Consider the following 16,463-nt stretch of genomic DNA (forward strand, 5'->3'; position numbering starts at 1 on the left):
AACGTCATAAACCATCACTTCCGAGAATGCGAGCAACGATGCAGCTACCTGGAACACGCGCCGCGGGCCGACCGCGGCGCACCACCGCCCTCGGCCTCGCGGCGCTCGTCGCGATGACGGGCTTCAGCGCCGTCGCCTTCACGGTCGGCCAGACCGAGCCGGCCGCCGCCGCCTCGTCGGAGCCCACGCCGATCACGCCGAAGAAGGTCAACCCCGAGGTGCCCGTCGATGACGCGGGCACGACGCTCGGGGCCGTGACCGACGTCACGGAGGCCGGCGCGAGCGTCACGCTCGAGGCCGAGCACGGCGCCATCCGCGCCACGTTCCTCGACGAGCGCACGCTGCGCCTCGAGGCCACCCCGACCGGCGAGTTCACCGACCCGGCGAACACCCCGCAGAACGACCCGGCGCGCACGGCGAACATCGTCGTCGGCGCCGACGACTTCGACGAGGCATCCGTCGACGTCGTCGAGGGCGACACCATCACCATCGCGACCGAGCAGGTCTCGCTCGGGATCGACCGCGCGACCGGCGCGGCGACGCTGAAGCGCGCCGACGGCTCGCTCGTCTGGGCCGAGTCCGAGCCCCTGACCTTCGGCACGGGCTCGGCGACCCAGCACCTGGCTGCGGTCGACGGCGAGCAGTTCCTCGGCGGCGGCATGCAGAACGGCCGGTCGATCCACACGGGTGCGACGATCAACGTCGCCCGCAGCTACGACTGGGACGACGACGGCTACCCGAACGCGGTGCCGTACTACATGTCGTCCAACGGCTACGGCGTGCTCCGCAACACCTTCGCCGCGGGCAGCTACGACTTCGCCGGCGGCACGACGACCCACGCCGAGCAGCGCTTCGACGCCTACTACTTCGTCGGCGACTACACCGACGCGCTCGACGGCTACACGAAGCTCACCGGCCGGCCGGCGATGCCCCCGGTGTACGCCCTCGAGTACGGCGACGCCGACTGCTACAACCGTTCGAGCCCGACCTACTCCGGCTCGAAGGACCCGGCGAAGCTCACGACGCCGCAGGCGCTCGAGATCGCGAAGGACTTCGTCGAGCACGACATGCCCGCCGGCTGGATGCTGGTGAACGACGGCTACGGCTGCGAGTACCAGCAGCTGCCAGAGACCGTCGACGCGATCGAGGCGGAGACGGCGCTCAAGACCGGCCTCTGGACGCAGCGCTCGCTGACCGAGCAGGAGTACGAGGTCGGCGAGGCCGGCGTCCGGCTCCGCAAGCTCGACGTCGCCTGGGTCGGCGCCGGCTACCGGCTCGCGCTCACCGGCTGCGAGGCCGCCCACGGCGGCATCGAGCAGTACTCCGACGCGCGCGGCACCTCGCTCATGGTCGAGGGCTGGGCGGGCTCGCAGCGCTGCGGCATGCAGTGGACCGGCGACCACTCGGGCAACCTCGACGCGGTGCGCTGGCAGGTCTCCGCACTCACCGGCGCGGGCAACTCGGGCCTGCCCTTCACGACGGGCGACGTCGACGGCATCTTCGGCGGCTCCGCCGAGAGCTACGTGCGCGACCTGCAGTGGAAGGCCTTCGCCCCCGCGCTCTACTCGATGAGCGGCTGGGCCTCGGTCGACAAGCGCCCGTGGCTCTACGGCGAGCAGGCGACCGCGATCAACCGCTCGTACCTGCAGCTGCGCCAGCAGCTCATGCCGTACATCTACTCGCTCGCGGCCGAGTCGCACGCGAGCGGCCTGCCGATGATGCGCTCGCTCGCGCTCGAGTACCCGAAGGACGCGGGTTCGTACAGCGTCGAGGCGAACAACGAGTTCCTGCTCGGCAGCGACTACCTCGTCGCTCCCGTCTTCACGAAGACGACCGTGCGCAACGGCATCTACCTGCCCGAGGGCGAGCAGTGGGTCGACTACTGGACGGGCAAGCTCTACGAGGGAGGCCAGGTGCTGAACGGGCACCCGGCTCCGCTCGACGAGCTGCCGATCTTCGTGCGCGCCGGCGCGCTCGTGCCGCAGGGCATCGTCGCCCGCAACGCCTCGCTCGTGCCCGAGGACTCGCCCATCACCCTGTCGGTCTACCCGCAGGGCGAGAGCGAGTTCGCGCTCTACGAGGACGACGAGGTGACGCGCGGCTACGCCGACGGCGAGTCGAGCACCCAGCGCTTCGCGGTCGACGCCCCCAAGGCCGGCAAGAAGGGCACCGTGCGCATCGAGATCGGCGAGCGCGAGGGCGACTACGACGGCAAGGCCGAGTCGCGGCCCTACCGCGTCGAGGCGCACACCGGTTCGGAGCCCAAGACGGTCAAGCTCGGCAGCGTCACGCTGCCGCGCGTCGACGACGTCGCCGAGCTCGACGAGGCGCCCGGGTGGGCGTTCCTCCCCGAGCAGGCGGGCGGGGTCGTCGTGATCTCGACCGGCGCGATCGACTCGAACGACTCGGCGCGGCTGACCCTCACCGACACGAGCGGCGTCGGCGGCCAGGACGCCGACCTCGCCGCGGCATCCGTCGCCGTCGACCTCGTCGACCGCGTCTTCCAGGGCGACGAGACCACCGTCTCGGCGACCTTCACCAACACCGGCACCAAGGCGAAGGACGACGTCGTGCTGACGCCCGTCGCGCCCGAGGGCTGGACGCTGGTCTCGTCGGACGGCGCGGAGGCGGGCACGGTGAAGAAGGGCGGCACCGCGAGCGCCGAGTTCGTCTTCGAGGTCACGGATGCCGCGGCCGCCGACCTGCAGACGGTCGCCGTCGAGGCGTCGTACACCTCGAAGGGCCGGCAGCACACGGTGACGGGCGCGAACCAGCTCTACGTCGCGTACGGCTCGCTCGCCGGCGCCTACAACGCCGACGCGATCAGCGAGATCGCGACCGCCAAGGCCGCGAACTTCGACGGCGGCGGCGCGAGCTTCTCGGCCGAGGCGCTCGCCCGCGCGGGCGTCACGCCGGGCTCGACGGTCACCGTCGGTACGGGCGACGCCGCGATCGAGTACACGTGGCCCGCACCCGCGGGCGCCGCCGACTCGGTCTCGCCGGCCGGGCAGACGATCGCGCTCTCGGGCAAGGGCACCCACCTCGCGGTGCTCGCGTCGGCGGCGACGGGCGGCGGGGTGAATCCCGAGCTCGAGCTGCACTACGCCGACGGCAGCGTCGCGAAGCAGAGCGTGTACTTCCCGAACTGGCTGCTGCAGGCCTCGGGCCTGCAGGGGTCGTCGGTCGCGATCACTTCGCTCGGGCGCAACAGCGCGACGAACCCGAACGTGTACGAGTACCCGACGGGCAAGTACCAGGTGTACTCGAACGTGCTGCGGCTGAACCCGGCGAAGGAGCTCGCCTACGTCGTGCTGCCGACCGAGTCGCGGATGAAGATCTTCGACTGGAAGGTCGTCGACCAGCCGCTGCCGACGCCGCCGTCGGGCACGGTCTTCGCCTCCGAGCTGCAGTGGCTGAACGCCACGAACGGCTGGGGCGTGATCGGCAAGGACGTCGCGAACAAGGACGCGGCGAACTCGCCCGACGTGCCGCTCGCGATCAACTACGTCGACCCGGCGACCGGGGCGAACCCGACGTACGAGAAGGGTCTCGGGGTGCACGCGCTCTCGAAGATCACGTACTACGTCGGCGGGGCGTGCTCGGCCTTCACGGCCGACGTGGGCCTCGAGGCGAACTTCGCCGGCAACGTCATCTTCAAGGTCGACGCCGACGGCGAGAACCGCTACCAGTCGCGCACGTTCACGCCCGGGTTCGCGCCCGAGTCGGTGAACGTCGACCTGAGCGGCGTGCAGTACGTCGACCTGGTCGTCGAGGCGCCCGGCAGCATCAACGGCGCCCACGGCGTGTGGGGCGACGCGAAGTTCACCTGCGACTGAGGCATCCCCGCCTCCGAGGGGCCCGCGCGATCATCGCGCGGGCCCTTCGTCGTGCGCGGCGCCGATGCCGGCGCCCGCCGACCGTCGGCCGCGAAATACTTAGCCACACTAATTTGTTAGACTAAGCATCATGACGGATGCCACGAACACTGCCGCGATCGCGCGACCCAACCCCGCGGCATCCCCTCGACGCCTCACACTGGCCGAGCAGTCGACCGAGCTCCGCATCGCGGTGATGCGCCTCTCGCGGCGCCTGCGCCAGCAGCGCAGCGACACCGAGATCAGCGCCTCGCAGTTCTCGACGCTCGGGTGGATCCACAGCGAGGGGCCGCTCACGATCGGCCGCCTCGCCGAGCTCGAGCGGGTGACCGCACCGAGCATGAACCGCACGGTCAACTGCCTCGTCGACGCCGGCTACGTCACGCGCCGCAGCGACGACGACGACCGGCGCAAGGTGCTCGTCGAGGTGACCGAAGCGGGCGACGTCGTCGTCCGCGAGACCCGCAAGCGCCGTGACGCGTGGATCGCGAAGCGGTACGCCGCGCTCGACCCCGCCGACCGCGAGGTCCTCGCGCGCGCCACCACGATCCTCGGGAGGCTCCTCGACCAGTGAGTGCCATGTTCCGCTCCCTCAGCCACGTCAACTACCGCATCTGGTTCATCGGCGCCCTCGTCTCGAACGTCGGCGCCTGGATGCAGGCCACCGCCCAGAACTGGGTCGTGCTCACCGAGCTCAGCGACAACGACGCGTTCGCCGTGGGCATCACGATGGCCCTGCAGTTCGCCCCGCAGCTCCTGCTCGTGCCCGTCACGGGCCTCATCGCCGACCGCTTCGACCGGCGCAAGATCCTCATGTGCACCCAGACTGCGCTGATGCTGCTCGCGCTCGGCCTCGGCGTCCTGCTCATCGGCGGCCACGCCGAGCTCTGGCAGCTCTACGTCTTCGCGGGCCTGCTCGGCATCGTGAACGCCATCGACAACCCCGCGCGCCAGACCTTCGTCACCGACCTCGTCTCGAGCACCGACATGTCGAACGCGGTCGCCCTCAACTCGGCCTCGTTCAACACGGCCCGCCTCATCGGCCCGGCCGTCGCGGGCGTGCTCATCGTGCTCGTCGGCTCGGGCTGGGTCTTCATCATCAACGCGCTCACGTTCGTCGCGGTGCTCGGCGCCCTCGCGATGCTCAAGGGCAAGAAGCTGAAGCGGATGCCCCGGGCCAGCCGTGAGCGCGGCGCGTTCGTCGCGGGGTTCCGCTACGTGTGGAGCCGGCCCGACCTCGTCGTCGTCTTCGTCATCGTGTTCCTCACCGGGGCGTTCGGCATGAACTTCCCGATCTTCTCGTCGACGATGGCCGTCGAGTTCGGGCGGGGCGCCGGCGAGTACGGCCTGCTCAACTCGATCCTCGCGATCGGCTCGCTCGCGGGCGCCCTGCTGGCCGCCCGGCGCGAGCGCGCCCGCATGCGCGTCGTCATCATCGCCGCCGCGGGCTTCGGCGTCGCCGCGGCGATCTCGGCCGTGATGCCGACGTTCGTGCTCTTCGCCGCCTCGACGGTGCTCATCGGCTTCGCCGCGGTCACCATGCTCACGACGGCCAACGGCTACGTGCAGACGACGACCGACCCCGCGCTGCGCGGGCGGGTGCTCGCCCTGTACTTCGCGATCCTGTCGGGCGGCACGCCGATCGGTGCGCCGATCGTCGGCGCCGTCGCGAACAGCTGGGGTCCGCGCTGGGGGCTCGGCGTCGCCGCGATCGCGGCCGGCGTCGCAGCGCTCATCGGCGTGGTCTGGCTCGTCATGTCGCGCGGCATGCGGCTCGCGAGGCATCCCGAGCGTCGCTGGGCGCCCGCCGTGCGCTTCGACGCACCGCCGACCGCGGCGATCGCCGTCGTGCCGACCTCGGCCATCGCGGTGCCGACCGAGGCGCTGCAGGTGCCGACCGAGGCGACGCCGATCGCCTCGCCCGACCCGCGAGCTCAGGCGACGCCGACGGGGCTGCCGACCGTGGCCGCGGCTCGGCCGCGAGCGAACTCGGTGTCGCGCATCCCGAGGGTCGACACCCCGACGCCGTAGGTCACGAAGTCGCTCGTCGGCAGCACTCCGACCCCGATGAGGGCGCCGCGTTCGCCGTCGCTCAGCTCGAGCCCGTGCACGAGTGCGTCGTGGACGGCGGCGGGGAGCGCCGAGGCCGGCACGATCTCCGCACGACCCGCGAAGGTGACGGTCGCCGCCGGAACCTTGATCCACGGGACGAACGGAATGCGCTTCGGGATCGGCACGGTCACCGAGACGCCCGGGTTCGCGGCGAGGTGCCGCGCCTTCCACTCGCGTTCGTTCGTGGTGAACCAGAGCCGCCCGTCGTCGACGACGTGCATGACGCCCGCCGTGCGGGCTTCGCCCCTCGCTGAGACCATGCCGAGGACCATGAAGTTCGTCGCGCCGATCGCCTTCCAGGCGTCGGCCGTCGTGAGGTCGACCATCGTCAACTCCTTTACATTGTCAAGTCGTGCGTTTCACCCCGAAAGCTACGCACATTGCTTTACAATGTCAAGTACCCGCGGCGACCGACGTCCGGGCGTCAGGAGGGCACATGAGCACCGTCGCCACCGGCACCTCCCCCGGCAGAGCCGCGCTGCTCAGCGCGATGGAGGAACTCGCCCGCGAACACGGGGTCAACAACGTCGGCCTCCGCGAGGTCGCCCGCCGCGCCGGCCTCTCGCACGCGGCTCCGACCCATTACTTCGGCAGTCGCGAGGGCATGATCCGCGCGCTGGCGCTCGAAGGGCTGGCCCTGCTCGACACCGAGCTCTGCACCGCGCAGGAGCAGGCGGCGCACCTCCCCGGACGCGAGCGGCTCGTCGCCGACTCGCTCGAGTTCGTCGCCTTCGCCCAGCGTCACCCCGCCCATTACGACGCGATGTTCCGCACCCCGCGCCCCGCGCAGGGCGACGAGACCCTCGACGGAGCCCGCATCGCCGCCCTCGACGGACTGCGGGCGCTCGTCGCCGACGTGCGCGCCGCCGGCGAGATCACCGGCGACGTCGAGACCACCTTCCTCCAGCTCTGCGCGCTGAGCCACGGACTCGCCTCGCTCGCCGTCGACGGACTGCTGCACGGCATCGAAGGCCCGGCCTCCGCCGAGGACGTGGTCGAACGGACCATCAGGGCCCAGGTCGAGCAGCTGCCGTGACCCCGGCGGATCCTCTGCGAGGATGAGCAGCGGGCTCGGACGCCGACGTCTCGGACCGCGCCCGACGACTCGCCGCCCGAGAGGACTCCCATGCCGACGTTCGACGCCGCCTTCGACTGGACCCGCGCGCACGTCGCGTCGGGGGTGCTGCCCACTGCGGTGCTCGGCATCGCCGATGCGCAGGGCGTGGTGGCGCTCGAGGCGTTCGGCGACGCATCCGTCGACGATCACTACCCGCTCTTCTCGGTGACGAAGCCCATCACCGGCCTCGCCGCACTCAGCCTCGTCGAGGAGGGCCGGCTCACGCCGACGACGCCGCTCGCCCGGGCGCTGCCCGAGTTCGCCGCGCTTCGTCCCGACGAGGTGCAACTGCGCCACCTCGTGAGCCACACCTCCGGCATCCCCGAGCCCGCGATGGACGTGCCCGACCTCCGCGCGGCCCTGCTCGCCGGCGGCCGCGACTTCGCTGCGGGCACCGCCGCGCGCTACTCGACCATCGCCTTCGAGGGCGTCGCCGCACTCATCGCCCACGCGACGGGCGAGCCCTGGGAGCGGCGCTTCCACGAGATCGCACGCCGGGCGGATGCCACGGGCCTGACCTTCGACCGTGCCTCGTCGAAGCACGTACCGGTCGATGCGGCGCAGTGCGGGCTCGACTGGGACGTCTACGCCGAGCAGCGCAACCCCGGCGGCGGGGCCTTCGGCAGGGCCGGCGACCTGCTCGCGCTCGGCTCGGCACTGCTGCGCGACGACGGCGCCGTCGTGTCGCCCCTCACGATCGAGGCGATGCGCCGGTCGCTCACCGTCGACATGCCGCGGCTCGGCTCGTACACCGTCGAGCGCGGCCGCGACTTCGGCTTCGCATGGAACCTGCCGAACGCGGATCCCGGACTGCTCGCCCGCGACACGTACGGGCACGCGGGCTGGGCCGGCACCGAGTTCTGGATCACGCCGTCGCTCGGCGTGTGCTTCGTGCTGTTGACGAACCGCGCGGGGCTCGACCGCTTCGCGTACGACGACGCCGAGCTGCACAACCTCGTCGCGGCCGCGGCCTCGCGCGGCTGAGGCTGCCCCACCGCAGCGCCACGCTCAGCGCCGCGACGCGAGCAGCCCCGCGAGCCAGCGGCCGCTGTCCTTCACGAGCCGCTCCTGCGTCTCGTAGTCGACGCGCACGATGCCGAACCGCTTCGAGTAGCCGTAGCCCCACTCGAAGTTGTCGAGCAGCGACCAGACGAGGTAGCCGCGCAGGTCGACCCCGCGGTCCATCGCACGGCGGGCGGCGGCGAAGTGCCGCCGAAGGTAGTCGACGCGATCGACGTCGTGCACGCGAGCGCCGTCGGGCGTCGGCGTCACGACGTCGGGGAAGGCCGCCCCGTTCTCGGTGATCATGAGCGGCTGCCCCGGGAACTGCTCGCCGAGCGAGACGAGCAGCTCCTCGAGCCCGTCGGGGGCGATGTTCCAGCCCATGTCGGTGTAGGGACCCGCCTGCGGCAGGAACTCGACGTGCTCGCTGCCGGGCCACGGCGTGCCGCCGACGTCCTTGTGGCCGTCGTTGCGGCTGCGCTCGCTCACGCCGTCCCACATCGCGACGGTCACGGTCGAGTAGTAGTTGACGCCGAGCACGTCGATCGGCTGGTGCACGAGGGCGAGATCGCCGTCGCGCACGAACGACCAGTCGGTGACGGCCGCCGTGTCGGCGATGAGGTCGTCGTCGTAGCGCCCGAGCAGCATGGGGCTCGTGAAGGCGCGGTTGGCGAGCGCGTCGATGCGCCGGGTCGCCTCGGCGTCGCCGCCGCGGATGACGTGGAAGTTCAGCGTCGCCGAGACCTCGGGGGCGTTCGTCGCATGCCGCCGGATCTCGGGCACCGCGAGCCCGTGCGCGAGGTTGAGGTGGTGCACCGCGGCGAGCGCGGCGGCTCCGTCGGTGCGACCCGGGGCGTGGGCGCCCGAGCCGTAGCCGAGGTACGCCGAGCACCACGGCTCGTTGAGCGTCGTCCACGTGTGCACGCGGTCGCCGAGCGCATCGACGGCATGGCCCGCGTAGTCGGCGAACCGCAGGGCGGTGTCGCGGTTCGCCCAGCCGCCGGCGTCCTCGAGCTCCTGCGGCAGGTCCCAGTGGTAGAGCGTCGCGATGGGCCGGATGCCTCGGGCGAGCAGCCCATCGACGAGGCGCGAGTAGAAGTCGACCCCGGCGGGGTTCGGCCGGTCGCCCGCACCCGGCAGCAGCCGCGACCAGGAGAGCGAGAAGCGGTACGCCTCGAGCCCGAGCGACGCCATGAGATCGAGGTCGGATTCGAGCCGGTGGTAGTGGTCGCAGGCCACGTCGCCGGTGTCGCCGTTCCAGGTGCGGCCGGGCGTGCGGCTGAACGTGTCCCAGATGGACGGCGTACGGCCGCCTTCGTCGGCCGCACCCTCGATCTGGTAGGCGGCGGTCGCCGAACCGATCACGAACTCACGGGGGAAGGCGGGGGCCTGGACCGCCTCGACGGCCTCGCGGATCTCGGCACCGGTCACGATGTGCTCCTCGTCGTTCAGATGACGCCGAGCGCGAGCATCGCGTCGGCCGCGCGCACGAAGCCCGCGATGTTGGCCCCGACGACGTAGTCGCCCGGTGCGCCGTACTCGTCGGCGGTCGTCGCGCAGCGCTCGTGGATCGACTCCATGATCTCGGCGAGCCGCTGCTCGGTGTGCTCGAAGCTCCACGAGTCGCGCGAGGCGTTCTGCTGCATCTCGAGCGCGCTCGTCGCGACGCCGCCGGCGTTCGCCGCCTTGCCCGGGCCGAACAGCACGCCGGCGTCGCGCAGCACGGTGATCGCCTCGGGGGTGGTCGGCATGTTCGCGCCTTCGGCGACGGCGATGACTCCGGCGGCGACGAGCGCCCGGGCGTGCGTCTCGCCGAGCTCGTTCTGCGTCGCGCACGGCAGTGCCACCTGCACGGGCCCGCGGTCGGCGAGATCCCACACGGTGGCGCCGGCGACGAACTCGGCACGGCCGCCGCGCTCGGCGACGTACTGCTCGATGCGGTCGCGGCGCACCTCCTTCACCTCGCGGAGCAGCGCCACGTCGATGCCGTCGGGGTCGTAGACCGCGCCCGAGGAGTCGGATGCGCCGATCACGACGCCGCCGAGCTCGTGCACCTTCTCGATCGCGTAGATCGCGACGTTGCCCGACCCCGAGACGAGCACGCGCGCGCCGTCGAACGAGCGCCCGCGGGTCTCGAGCATGTGCTGGGTGAAGTACACGGCGCCGTAGCCGGTCGCCTCGGTGCGCACGAGCGAGCCGCCCCACGTGAGGCCCTTGCCGGTGAGCACGCCCGACTCGTACTGGTTCGTGATGCGCTTGTACTGGCCGAAGAGGTAGCCGATCTCGCGCGCACCGACGCCGATGTCGCCCGCCGGGACATCCGTGTACTCGCCGAGGTGCCGGTACGCCTCGGTCATGAACGACTGGCAGAAGCGCATGACCTCGGCGTCGCTCTTGCCCTTGGGGTCGAAGTCGCTGCCGCCCTTGCCTCCGCCGATCGGCATGCCGGTGAGCGAGTTCTTGAAGATCTGCTCGAAGCCGAGGAACTTCACGGTGCCGAGCAGCACGCTCGGGTGGAACCGCAGCCCGCCCTTGTACGGGCCGAGCGCCGAGTTGAACTGCACGCGGAAGCCGCGGTTGATCTGCACGCGGCCGGCGTCGTCGACCCACGGCACCCGGAAGATGATCTGGCGCTCGGGCTCGCAGATGCGCTCGAGGATCGACGCCTGCACGTAGTGCGGGTTGCGTTCGAGCACCCGGTCGAGCGACCCGAAGACCTCGCGCACCGCCTGGTGGAACTCGAACTCACCCGGGTTGCGAGCGAGGATCTGGGCGTAGACGTCGTCGATGGCAGTGCGAGATGCGGTCACGCGCGCTCCTTGATGGTTCGAACGGATGCCACGTGGTGCAGTCGCGCGCGGCGTCCCTCCAACATACCCAGTCCTGAGGAAGCCTCCGACAGTGTGACGGCCGCGGCTCAGTGGCCGTGGGCGAGCTGCTGCAGCGCGACGACCCCGAGCGCGAGCGCGAGCAGGAACCCGATCGCGACGAGCTGCTTCCACCAGGCGACGCGGGTGCGGCGCACGGCGACGAAGCCGATGAGCCCGAGCGTGGCGACGTAGACGATCGAGGCCGCGCGCAGCGCACCCTCCAGCTCGAGTCGCCCGAGCGCCGCGAGGCCGAGGAGCAGGAACGGCACCGCCGCCGACGCGAGCGCCGACCCCGAGGTGCGGAGCATCCGCCCGGCCTCGGCTCGGTCGGGGAACGCGGCGTGCACGGCCAGGTGCGCGATGACGTCGGCGACGAAGCCGGCCGCCGTGATCGCGACGATGCCGACGAGGAGGGTGACGGCCGCACGCGCCGGCTGCACGTGCTCGACGTTCGCGAGCTGCACGAGCACGATCGCGAGGCCGGTGAACGTGGCGTAGACCCGCTCCTTCAGCGCCTCGACGCGCTCGTCGTCGGGCCGGTCGTGGCGGCTCCGACGCCCGTGACCGCGTTCGCCACCGCCCTCACCGGGGTGATCGCCGGGGCGATCGGCCGCGTCATCCATGCGCGCAACGGTAGCAGCGGCGGCGACGTCTGCGAGGATCGGAGCATGGCTGCCCCGCTTCTCGTCTCCGTTCCCGGTGCCACCCTCCGCGATGCCCTCGGCACGCCGCCCGAGGGGGTCGAGGTCGTCACCTGGGCGCTCGACTCGCCGCCCCCGGCCGCCCACCTCGACATCGTCGTGCCGCCGTACATGGGGGCCGCCGACCGGCTCGGAGCCCTCGCCGACGTCACCACCCGGCTCGTGCAGTCGCAGTCGATCGGCTACGACGACATCCCCGCCGCCCTGCCCCCGGGCCACGTCTTCGCGAACGCCGCGAGCGTGCACGAGACCTCGACGGCCGAGCTGACCCTCGCCCTCGTGCTGGCCTCCCAGCGCGGCATCCCCGACTTCGTGCGCGCCGCGGGCGAGGGTCACTGGGCGCCCGCCCGGCACGCGAGCCTCGCCGACCGGCGGGTGCTCATCGTCGGCTACGGCGGCGTCGGCCGCGCGATCGAAGACCGTCTCGTGCCCTTCGAGGTCGAGATCACGCGCGTCGCCGGGCATGCCCGCGACGACGAGCGCGGGCGCATCCACGGCGTCGACGAGCTGCCGGCGCTGCTGCCCGAGGCCGAGATCGTCATCGTGGGGGTGCCGCTCAGCGACGCGACGACGGGGCTCGTCGACGCCGGGTTCCTCGCCGCCCTCCCCGACGGCGCCCTCGTGGTGAACATCGCCCGCGGCAAGGTGGCCGACACCGAGGCGATCCTCGCCGAGGCGCGCTCGGGCCGTCTGCGCTTCGCGCTGGACGTCACCGACCCCGAGCCGCTGCCCGACGGCCACCCGCTCTTCGCGCTGCCGAACGTGCTCGTCTCGCCGCACGTCGGCGGCGCGTCGACCGCGATGATCCCGCGGATGGCCCGCCTGCTCCGCGAGCAGATCGAGCGGATGCTCCGGGGCGACGAACCCGTCAACGTCGTGCTGCGCAGCTGAGCCCGGGTCTCGCCGCGGGCCTCAGCTCGCCTGTCGGGTGTGCTCGGCCTCCCTGCCCGCGGCTCGCCGATCCACCGGCTCGCGCAGCGTCAGCAGGAACGCCGTCCCGCCCAGCAGCTCGACCGCCATCGACATGAGCATCCCGGGGCCGACGATGCCCGCGATGAGCAGGTACAGCCCGACGAGCAGGAACCCGTAGAGGCCCACAGCGGACCCGATCGCGATCGCGTTGCGCGCCCTCGAGGGCGGCTCGCGGCGCGCGAGGAACAGCATGACGCCCCACCCGAGCAGCATCCCGCCGATGCGCAGCCCGTTCGCGAGCCCGGCGCCGTCGTCGGCGGGCAATCCCGAGAAGGCCATCAGCTCCGTCGGGAGGAACACCCACGAGACGGTCACGGCCCAGAAGAAGACCGCGAAGAACGTCGCGACCCACACGAAGCGCACGTGCATGGCGAACCCCCAGTCACTGAGAATTGCTCACATGTTAGCGCGACCGGCCGCCCGGCGGCGCGATCGACGGCTCAGCGCGTCCAGGTGCCGAGGCCGTTGCCGTCGAAGAACTGCAGCGTCATCGTCGACGCACCCGCCTCCCCGAGCACGAACGCGGCCGAGGAGCGCGAGCCGTCGGGCGCGTTCTCGCCGTCGGGAGTGAACGCGAAGACGTCGCCCTCCCACGGTTCGAGCGGCACCTCGTAGCCGCCGTCGGGGCCGAGGCGCACGACGAGCGCGTCGCCGTCGACCGCGACCTCCGCCGGGCCGAAGTAGTCGTTCGACCAGGTGCCCGCGAACGACTCGAGCGGCGCCGACGGGGACGCGGGCGACGCCGGCGGGGTCTCCTCGACGAGGTCGCCGGCCGGCTCCCGATAGTGGGCGAGGGCCGCGCCGTACGCCTCCACCCAGTCGCGCGTCGACTCGCCGTACTGCACCAGGTCGAGGAACTCGCTCACGATCGCCTCCGCGGCACCGACCGGCGCCCCGTTCGTGAGCGCGACGACGCCGAGCCCGAGCGAGGGCACCAGCTGGAAGTTCGTGCCTGCCCCGAGCACGAAGGCGCCCGAGTGCGAGGCGGTCGCGCGGCCGCTCGTCTGGGTGCCGACGTTGAACCCGAAGCCGTACGACCCCGACCGCATTCCGGGGGTGTTCGAGGGCGAGGACGTGACCTGCGGGCGCATCGCGGCGGCGAGGTCGGCGGTGTCGACGAGCGTCTCGCCGTCGACGACGCCGTCGGCGAGCACGAACGCCATCCACTTCGCCACGTCGACCGCATTCGAGCTCACACCGCCCGCCGGCGACTGCGCGTCGGGGTCGCGCTCGTAGAGCGGCTGGAACTCGCCGTCGACGAGCGCGTGCAGCGCGGCGCGGTCGTCGCGTGCGACGAAGTCGTCGTGGCGGGAGCTCGTGGCGGTCATGCCGAGCGGTTCGTAGAGCTCGCGCTCCGAGAGCGTCTCCCAGTCGACGCCGGCGGCGTTCGCGACGGCCTCGGCGCCCGTCGTCATGCCGAAGTTCGCGTACCCGTAGCTCACCCGGAACGGATTCAACGGCTGGTAGCGGAGGTGGTCGATCACGTACTCCCGGTCATAGCCGAGGTCCTCGAGGTCGTCTCCCGCGGCGAGCGGCAGTCCCGAGCGATGGGCGTAGAGGTCGCCGACGGTGAGGTGCTCGGTCACCCACGGGTCGGCGAGCGCGAAGCCGGGCAGGAGCGGCGCGACCGGGGTGTCCCACCCGACGACGCCCTGGGTCACCTGCGTCGCGACGACGGTCGACCCGATCGGCTTCGACATCGACGCCACCTGGAACACCGTCTCCGCGTCGACGGGGTCGTCCTCGCCGACCTTCCTGACGCCGAAGCCCTCGGCGAACACCGTCTCGCCGTCGAGCACGACCGCGACGGCGGCCCCGGGCACGCCGGTCTCGTCGAGCACCCGCTCGACGAGGTCGGGCAGCGACTCGAGCGCGGGGTCGAGGGCGCCCTCGGCGAGCTCGACCGCGTCGGCGGGCGGCGCGTCGCCGAGCTCGATCCGCGGTGCGTACGGCTCGGCCGCCGCCGTGCACCCGGCGAGCGCCACGGCCATGATCACGACCGCCGGCACGGCGGCACCTCCGGCAACGCGCATGTCGTTCCTCCCCATCGCACCGGGCTCCCCGAGCCCCGCTCCCCCAAGCACCGACGAGCGCAGCCTAACCGGCGGGCGGTGCGGGCGCACGGACCACGACGCGATCGAGCCGGAGCGCGCGGCGCCGCTACTCGCTCACGCTGCCGACGGGCTGCACGGCCGCGTACCCCTCGAGCACCCCCTGGATCCGCGCGAGCGCCGCCGCGTCGAGCTCGCCGTCGCCAGTGACCGCCTGCCACCCGTCGAGCACGACGTCGCCGTAGTTGTGCCCGTGGCTCGCGGGCACGCTCTCACCCATGAACATGTCGATGACCACCTGCAGCGCCGTCACGGCAGGGATCCAGCGCATCGAGTCGCTGACCTCGTCGGCGCGCTCGCCCGGCTTCAGCCAGTCGGGCTCCTCCCAGATCAGCTCGAGGCCGAGCCAGGTCACCGGGTCGTTCGCGTGCTGCAGGTACGCGACACGGGGCGCCTGCCAGTCGGGCCCGAGCGCGTGGAAGTCCCCGGGGACCGAGAGCCAGCGGACCTCCCTGCCGCCGTCGACGACGGGCTGCCACTGCGGGCTGCCCTCGTCTCGACCTTCCGTGAGGGTGCGCCACATGGTCGAGCCGTTGGGGCTGCCGACGAGGAGGGCGCCCTCGGTACGGGCGCGCAGCTCGTCGAGTCCGTCGAACGCCTCCTGCGTGCCGTGCGCGCCGAGGCTCAGCCCGTAGACCACGAGCTGCGGGCGGGTCGCGTCGGGCAGGGTCTCCCACTTCGCGCGAACGGCGTCGAACAGGGCGACGGACGACGCGACCGGCGCATCGGGGTCGAACACGAACGACACCCAGCTCGGCGTGTAGGCGTACTGCATCGAGACGATCGCGGTGTCGCCCCCGTGCAGGTACTCGACGGCGTCGACGGCCTGCGGCTCGAGCCACCCCGAACCGGTCGTCGTCGCGACCACGAGCACGTCGCGATCGAACGCCCCCGTGCGCTCCAGCTCGCGGACGGCCATCGCCGCGCGTTCCTCGACCGTCGGCGCATTCGCCTGCCCGACGTAGACCCGCACCGGTTCGAGCGCGGGGCGCCCGGTGAGCTCCTCGATGTCGGCCGCGGTCGGGCCGCCGCCGAGGAAGGCGGTGCCGTGCCGGCCGACCACGTCCCATTCGACCTCGGAGTCGGGACCCGACGATCGGAATGCGCTCATCGGCTCGGTGACCCACGGCGCCGCGGGGCCGTTGTTGGCGAGGTAGAGCCGATCGAGGCCGAACATCACGACCGAGACCACGGCGACGGTCGCGCCGACGACGATCGCCGTCGTGGCCGTCGCACCCCACCCGCGGCCGAGCCGCGTCGAGAGCCGCGCGCCGAGTCGGCGCACCGCCCGCGCGAGGGCGATGCCGATGAGCACGACGGGCACGAAGCCGACGAGGAAGACCAGCCCGTCGAAGCCGTCGATCTCGGGCAGCTCGACGGTGCGGCGCACCTCGTTCTGCCAGCCGACCGAGGCGAGGCCGAGCACGATCGCGAGCAGCACGGCGACGCCGGCCCAGGCCCACCAGCCGATACGGCGCTGCGCGGGGGTGGGGCGCCAGGGCACGAACCGGCGCACGAGCCACCACAGGCCGACCCCGACGCCGTAGCCGATGAGGAACGCGAGCGCGGTGATCATCCCCTGGAACAGCGCCGGGCGCGGCAGCAGCGACGGGGTCATCGACAGCGCTGCGGCGAGCAGCCCGACGATGGCCCCTCCCGGGTCGAGCCGCCACCAGTGAGCCTTCACGCCCGCCCCTCCCCGG

13 protein-coding genes are annotated in these 16,463 nt (G+C 72.2%); 6 read left to right on the forward strand and 7 right to left on the reverse strand.

Annotation, left to right across the window (positions count from 1 at the left end):
- Nucleotides 1-38: 38 nt before the first annotated feature.
- The 3 genes from ACFVSL_RS05155 to ACFVSL_RS05165 all read left to right on the forward strand — a co-directional run bounded on the left by ACFVSL_RS05155 (nucleotide 39) and on the right by ACFVSL_RS05165 (nucleotide 5,906).
- The gene (locus ACFVSL_RS05155) at nucleotides 39-3,836 is read left to right on the forward strand and encodes an NPCBM/NEW2 domain-containing protein (RefSeq protein ID WP_386939065.1); all 3,798 of its coding nucleotides are present in this window, start codon (nucleotides 39-41) and stop codon (nucleotides 3,834-3,836) included.
- Nucleotides 3,837-3,966: 130 nt separating this feature from the next.
- Entirely contained in the window at nucleotides 3,967-4,449 is a 483-nt protein-coding gene (locus ACFVSL_RS05160) for a MarR family winged helix-turn-helix transcriptional regulator (protein WP_386939067.1), read from the forward strand.
- Nucleotides 4,450-4,454: 5 nt separating this feature from the next.
- Nucleotides 4,455-5,906 carry an MFS transporter gene (locus ACFVSL_RS05165; protein WP_386939069.1) on the forward strand — a complete coding sequence of 484 codons (1,452 nt, stop codon included), beginning with the start codon at nucleotides 4,455-4,457 and terminating at the stop codon, nucleotides 5,904-5,906.
- On the opposite strand, the gene ACFVSL_RS05170 is transcribed toward ACFVSL_RS05165, so the two are convergent.
- Nucleotides 5,810-6,313 (reverse strand): pyridoxamine 5'-phosphate oxidase family protein, encoded by a 504-nt coding sequence (locus tag ACFVSL_RS05170; protein WP_386939070.1) that lies wholly within the window; start codon nucleotides 6,311-6,313, stop codon nucleotides 5,810-5,812. The two genes, ACFVSL_RS05165 and ACFVSL_RS05170, sit on opposite strands and share 97 nt — an antisense overlap.
- A 110-nt stretch (nucleotides 6,314-6,423) precedes the next feature.
- On the opposite strand from ACFVSL_RS05170, the gene ACFVSL_RS05175 reads away from it, so the two are divergent.
- Nucleotides 6,424-7,023, forward strand: coding sequence for a TetR/AcrR family transcriptional regulator (locus tag ACFVSL_RS05175; protein WP_386939071.1), 600 nt, complete (start codon nucleotides 6,424-6,426; stop codon nucleotides 7,021-7,023).
- 90 nt (nucleotides 7,024-7,113) lie between these two features.
- Complete coding sequence (locus ACFVSL_RS05180; RefSeq protein WP_386939072.1) at nucleotides 7,114-8,088, forward strand: serine hydrolase domain-containing protein; 975 nt, start codon at nucleotides 7,114-7,116, stop codon at nucleotides 8,086-8,088.
- Between the two features lie 24 nt (nucleotides 8,089-8,112).
- On the opposite strand, the gene ACFVSL_RS05185 is transcribed toward ACFVSL_RS05180, so the two are convergent.
- The 3 genes from ACFVSL_RS05185 to ACFVSL_RS05195 form a co-directional block, all read right to left on the reverse strand.
- A complete protein-coding gene (locus ACFVSL_RS05185) occupies nucleotides 8,113-9,537 on the reverse strand; it encodes a GH1 family beta-glucosidase (protein ID WP_386939074.1) in 1,425 nt (474 codons plus the stop codon).
- 17 nt (nucleotides 9,538-9,554) lie between these two features.
- Nucleotides 9,555-10,916 carry an NADP-specific glutamate dehydrogenase gene (gene gdhA, locus ACFVSL_RS05190; protein ID WP_386939076.1) on the reverse strand — a complete coding sequence of 454 codons (1,362 nt, stop codon included), beginning with the start codon at nucleotides 10,914-10,916 and terminating at the stop codon, nucleotides 9,555-9,557.
- Between the two features lie 107 nt (nucleotides 10,917-11,023).
- Nucleotides 11,024-11,599: a hypothetical protein gene (locus ACFVSL_RS05195; protein ID WP_386939078.1), complete on the reverse strand. Its 576-nt coding sequence runs from the start codon at nucleotides 11,597-11,599 to the stop codon at nucleotides 11,024-11,026.
- Nucleotides 11,600-11,644: 45 nt separating this feature from the next.
- On the opposite strand from ACFVSL_RS05195, the gene ACFVSL_RS05200 reads away from it, so the two are divergent.
- Complete coding sequence (locus tag ACFVSL_RS05200) at nucleotides 11,645-12,568, forward strand: 2-hydroxyacid dehydrogenase (protein WP_386939080.1); 924 nt, start codon at nucleotides 11,645-11,647, stop codon at nucleotides 12,566-12,568.
- 21 nt (nucleotides 12,569-12,589) lie between these two features.
- Here the strand turns inward: ACFVSL_RS05200 and ACFVSL_RS05205 are convergent, their stop codons facing one another.
- The 3 genes from ACFVSL_RS05205 to ACFVSL_RS05215 all read right to left on the reverse strand — a co-directional run bounded on the left by ACFVSL_RS05205 (nucleotide 12,590) and on the right by ACFVSL_RS05215 (nucleotide 16,447).
- The gene (locus ACFVSL_RS05205; protein WP_386939082.1) at nucleotides 12,590-13,018 is read right to left on the reverse strand and encodes a hypothetical protein; all 429 of its coding nucleotides are present in this window, start codon (nucleotides 13,016-13,018) and stop codon (nucleotides 12,590-12,592) included.
- Between the two features lie 71 nt (nucleotides 13,019-13,089).
- Complete coding sequence (locus ACFVSL_RS05210) at nucleotides 13,090-14,682, reverse strand: serine hydrolase (protein WP_386939084.1); 1,593 nt, start codon at nucleotides 14,680-14,682, stop codon at nucleotides 13,090-13,092.
- Between the two features lie 127 nt (nucleotides 14,683-14,809).
- Nucleotides 14,810-16,447, reverse strand: coding sequence for an alpha/beta hydrolase (locus tag ACFVSL_RS05215; protein ID WP_386939086.1), 1,638 nt, complete (start codon nucleotides 16,445-16,447; stop codon nucleotides 14,810-14,812).
- Between the last annotated feature and the right edge of the window lie 16 nt (nucleotides 16,448-16,463).

The sequence above is a fragment of the Agromyces sp. NPDC058064 genome (assembly GCF_042885275.1).
GTDB lineage: Bacteria > Actinomycetota > Actinomycetes > Actinomycetales > Microbacteriaceae > Agromyces.

What these genes read in the sequence shown, in the direction of transcription:
- ACFVSL_RS05210 (WP_386939084.1), bottom strand. Translation starts at nt 14,682, where the DNA reads ATGCGCGTTGCCGGAGGTGCCGCCGTGCCGGCGGTCGTGATCATGGCC.
- ACFVSL_RS05155 (WP_386939065.1), top strand. Translation starts at nt 39, where the DNA reads ATGCAGCTACCTGGAACACGCGCCGCGGGCCGACCGCGGCGCACCACC.
- ACFVSL_RS05170 (WP_386939070.1), bottom strand. Translation starts at nt 6,313, where the DNA reads ATGGTCGACCTCACGACGGCCGACGCCTGGAAGGCGATCGGCGCGACG.
- ACFVSL_RS05160 (WP_386939067.1), top strand. Translation starts at nt 3,967, where the DNA reads ATGACGGATGCCACGAACACTGCCGCGATCGCGCGACCCAACCCCGCG.
- ACFVSL_RS05180 (WP_386939072.1), top strand. Translation starts at nt 7,114, where the DNA reads ATGCCGACGTTCGACGCCGCCTTCGACTGGACCCGCGCGCACGTCGCG.
- ACFVSL_RS05165 (WP_386939069.1), top strand. Translation starts at nt 4,455, where the DNA reads ATGTTCCGCTCCCTCAGCCACGTCAACTACCGCATCTGGTTCATCGGC.
- ACFVSL_RS05195 (WP_386939078.1), bottom strand. Translation starts at nt 11,599, where the DNA reads ATGGATGACGCGGCCGATCGCCCCGGCGATCACCCCGGTGAGGGCGGT.
- ACFVSL_RS05200 (WP_386939080.1), top strand. Translation starts at nt 11,645, where the DNA reads ATGGCTGCCCCGCTTCTCGTCTCCGTTCCCGGTGCCACCCTCCGCGAT.
- ACFVSL_RS05205 (WP_386939082.1), bottom strand. Translation starts at nt 13,018, where the DNA reads ATGCACGTGCGCTTCGTGTGGGTCGCGACGTTCTTCGCGGTCTTCTTC.
- ACFVSL_RS05175 (WP_386939071.1), top strand. Translation starts at nt 6,424, where the DNA reads ATGAGCACCGTCGCCACCGGCACCTCCCCCGGCAGAGCCGCGCTGCTC.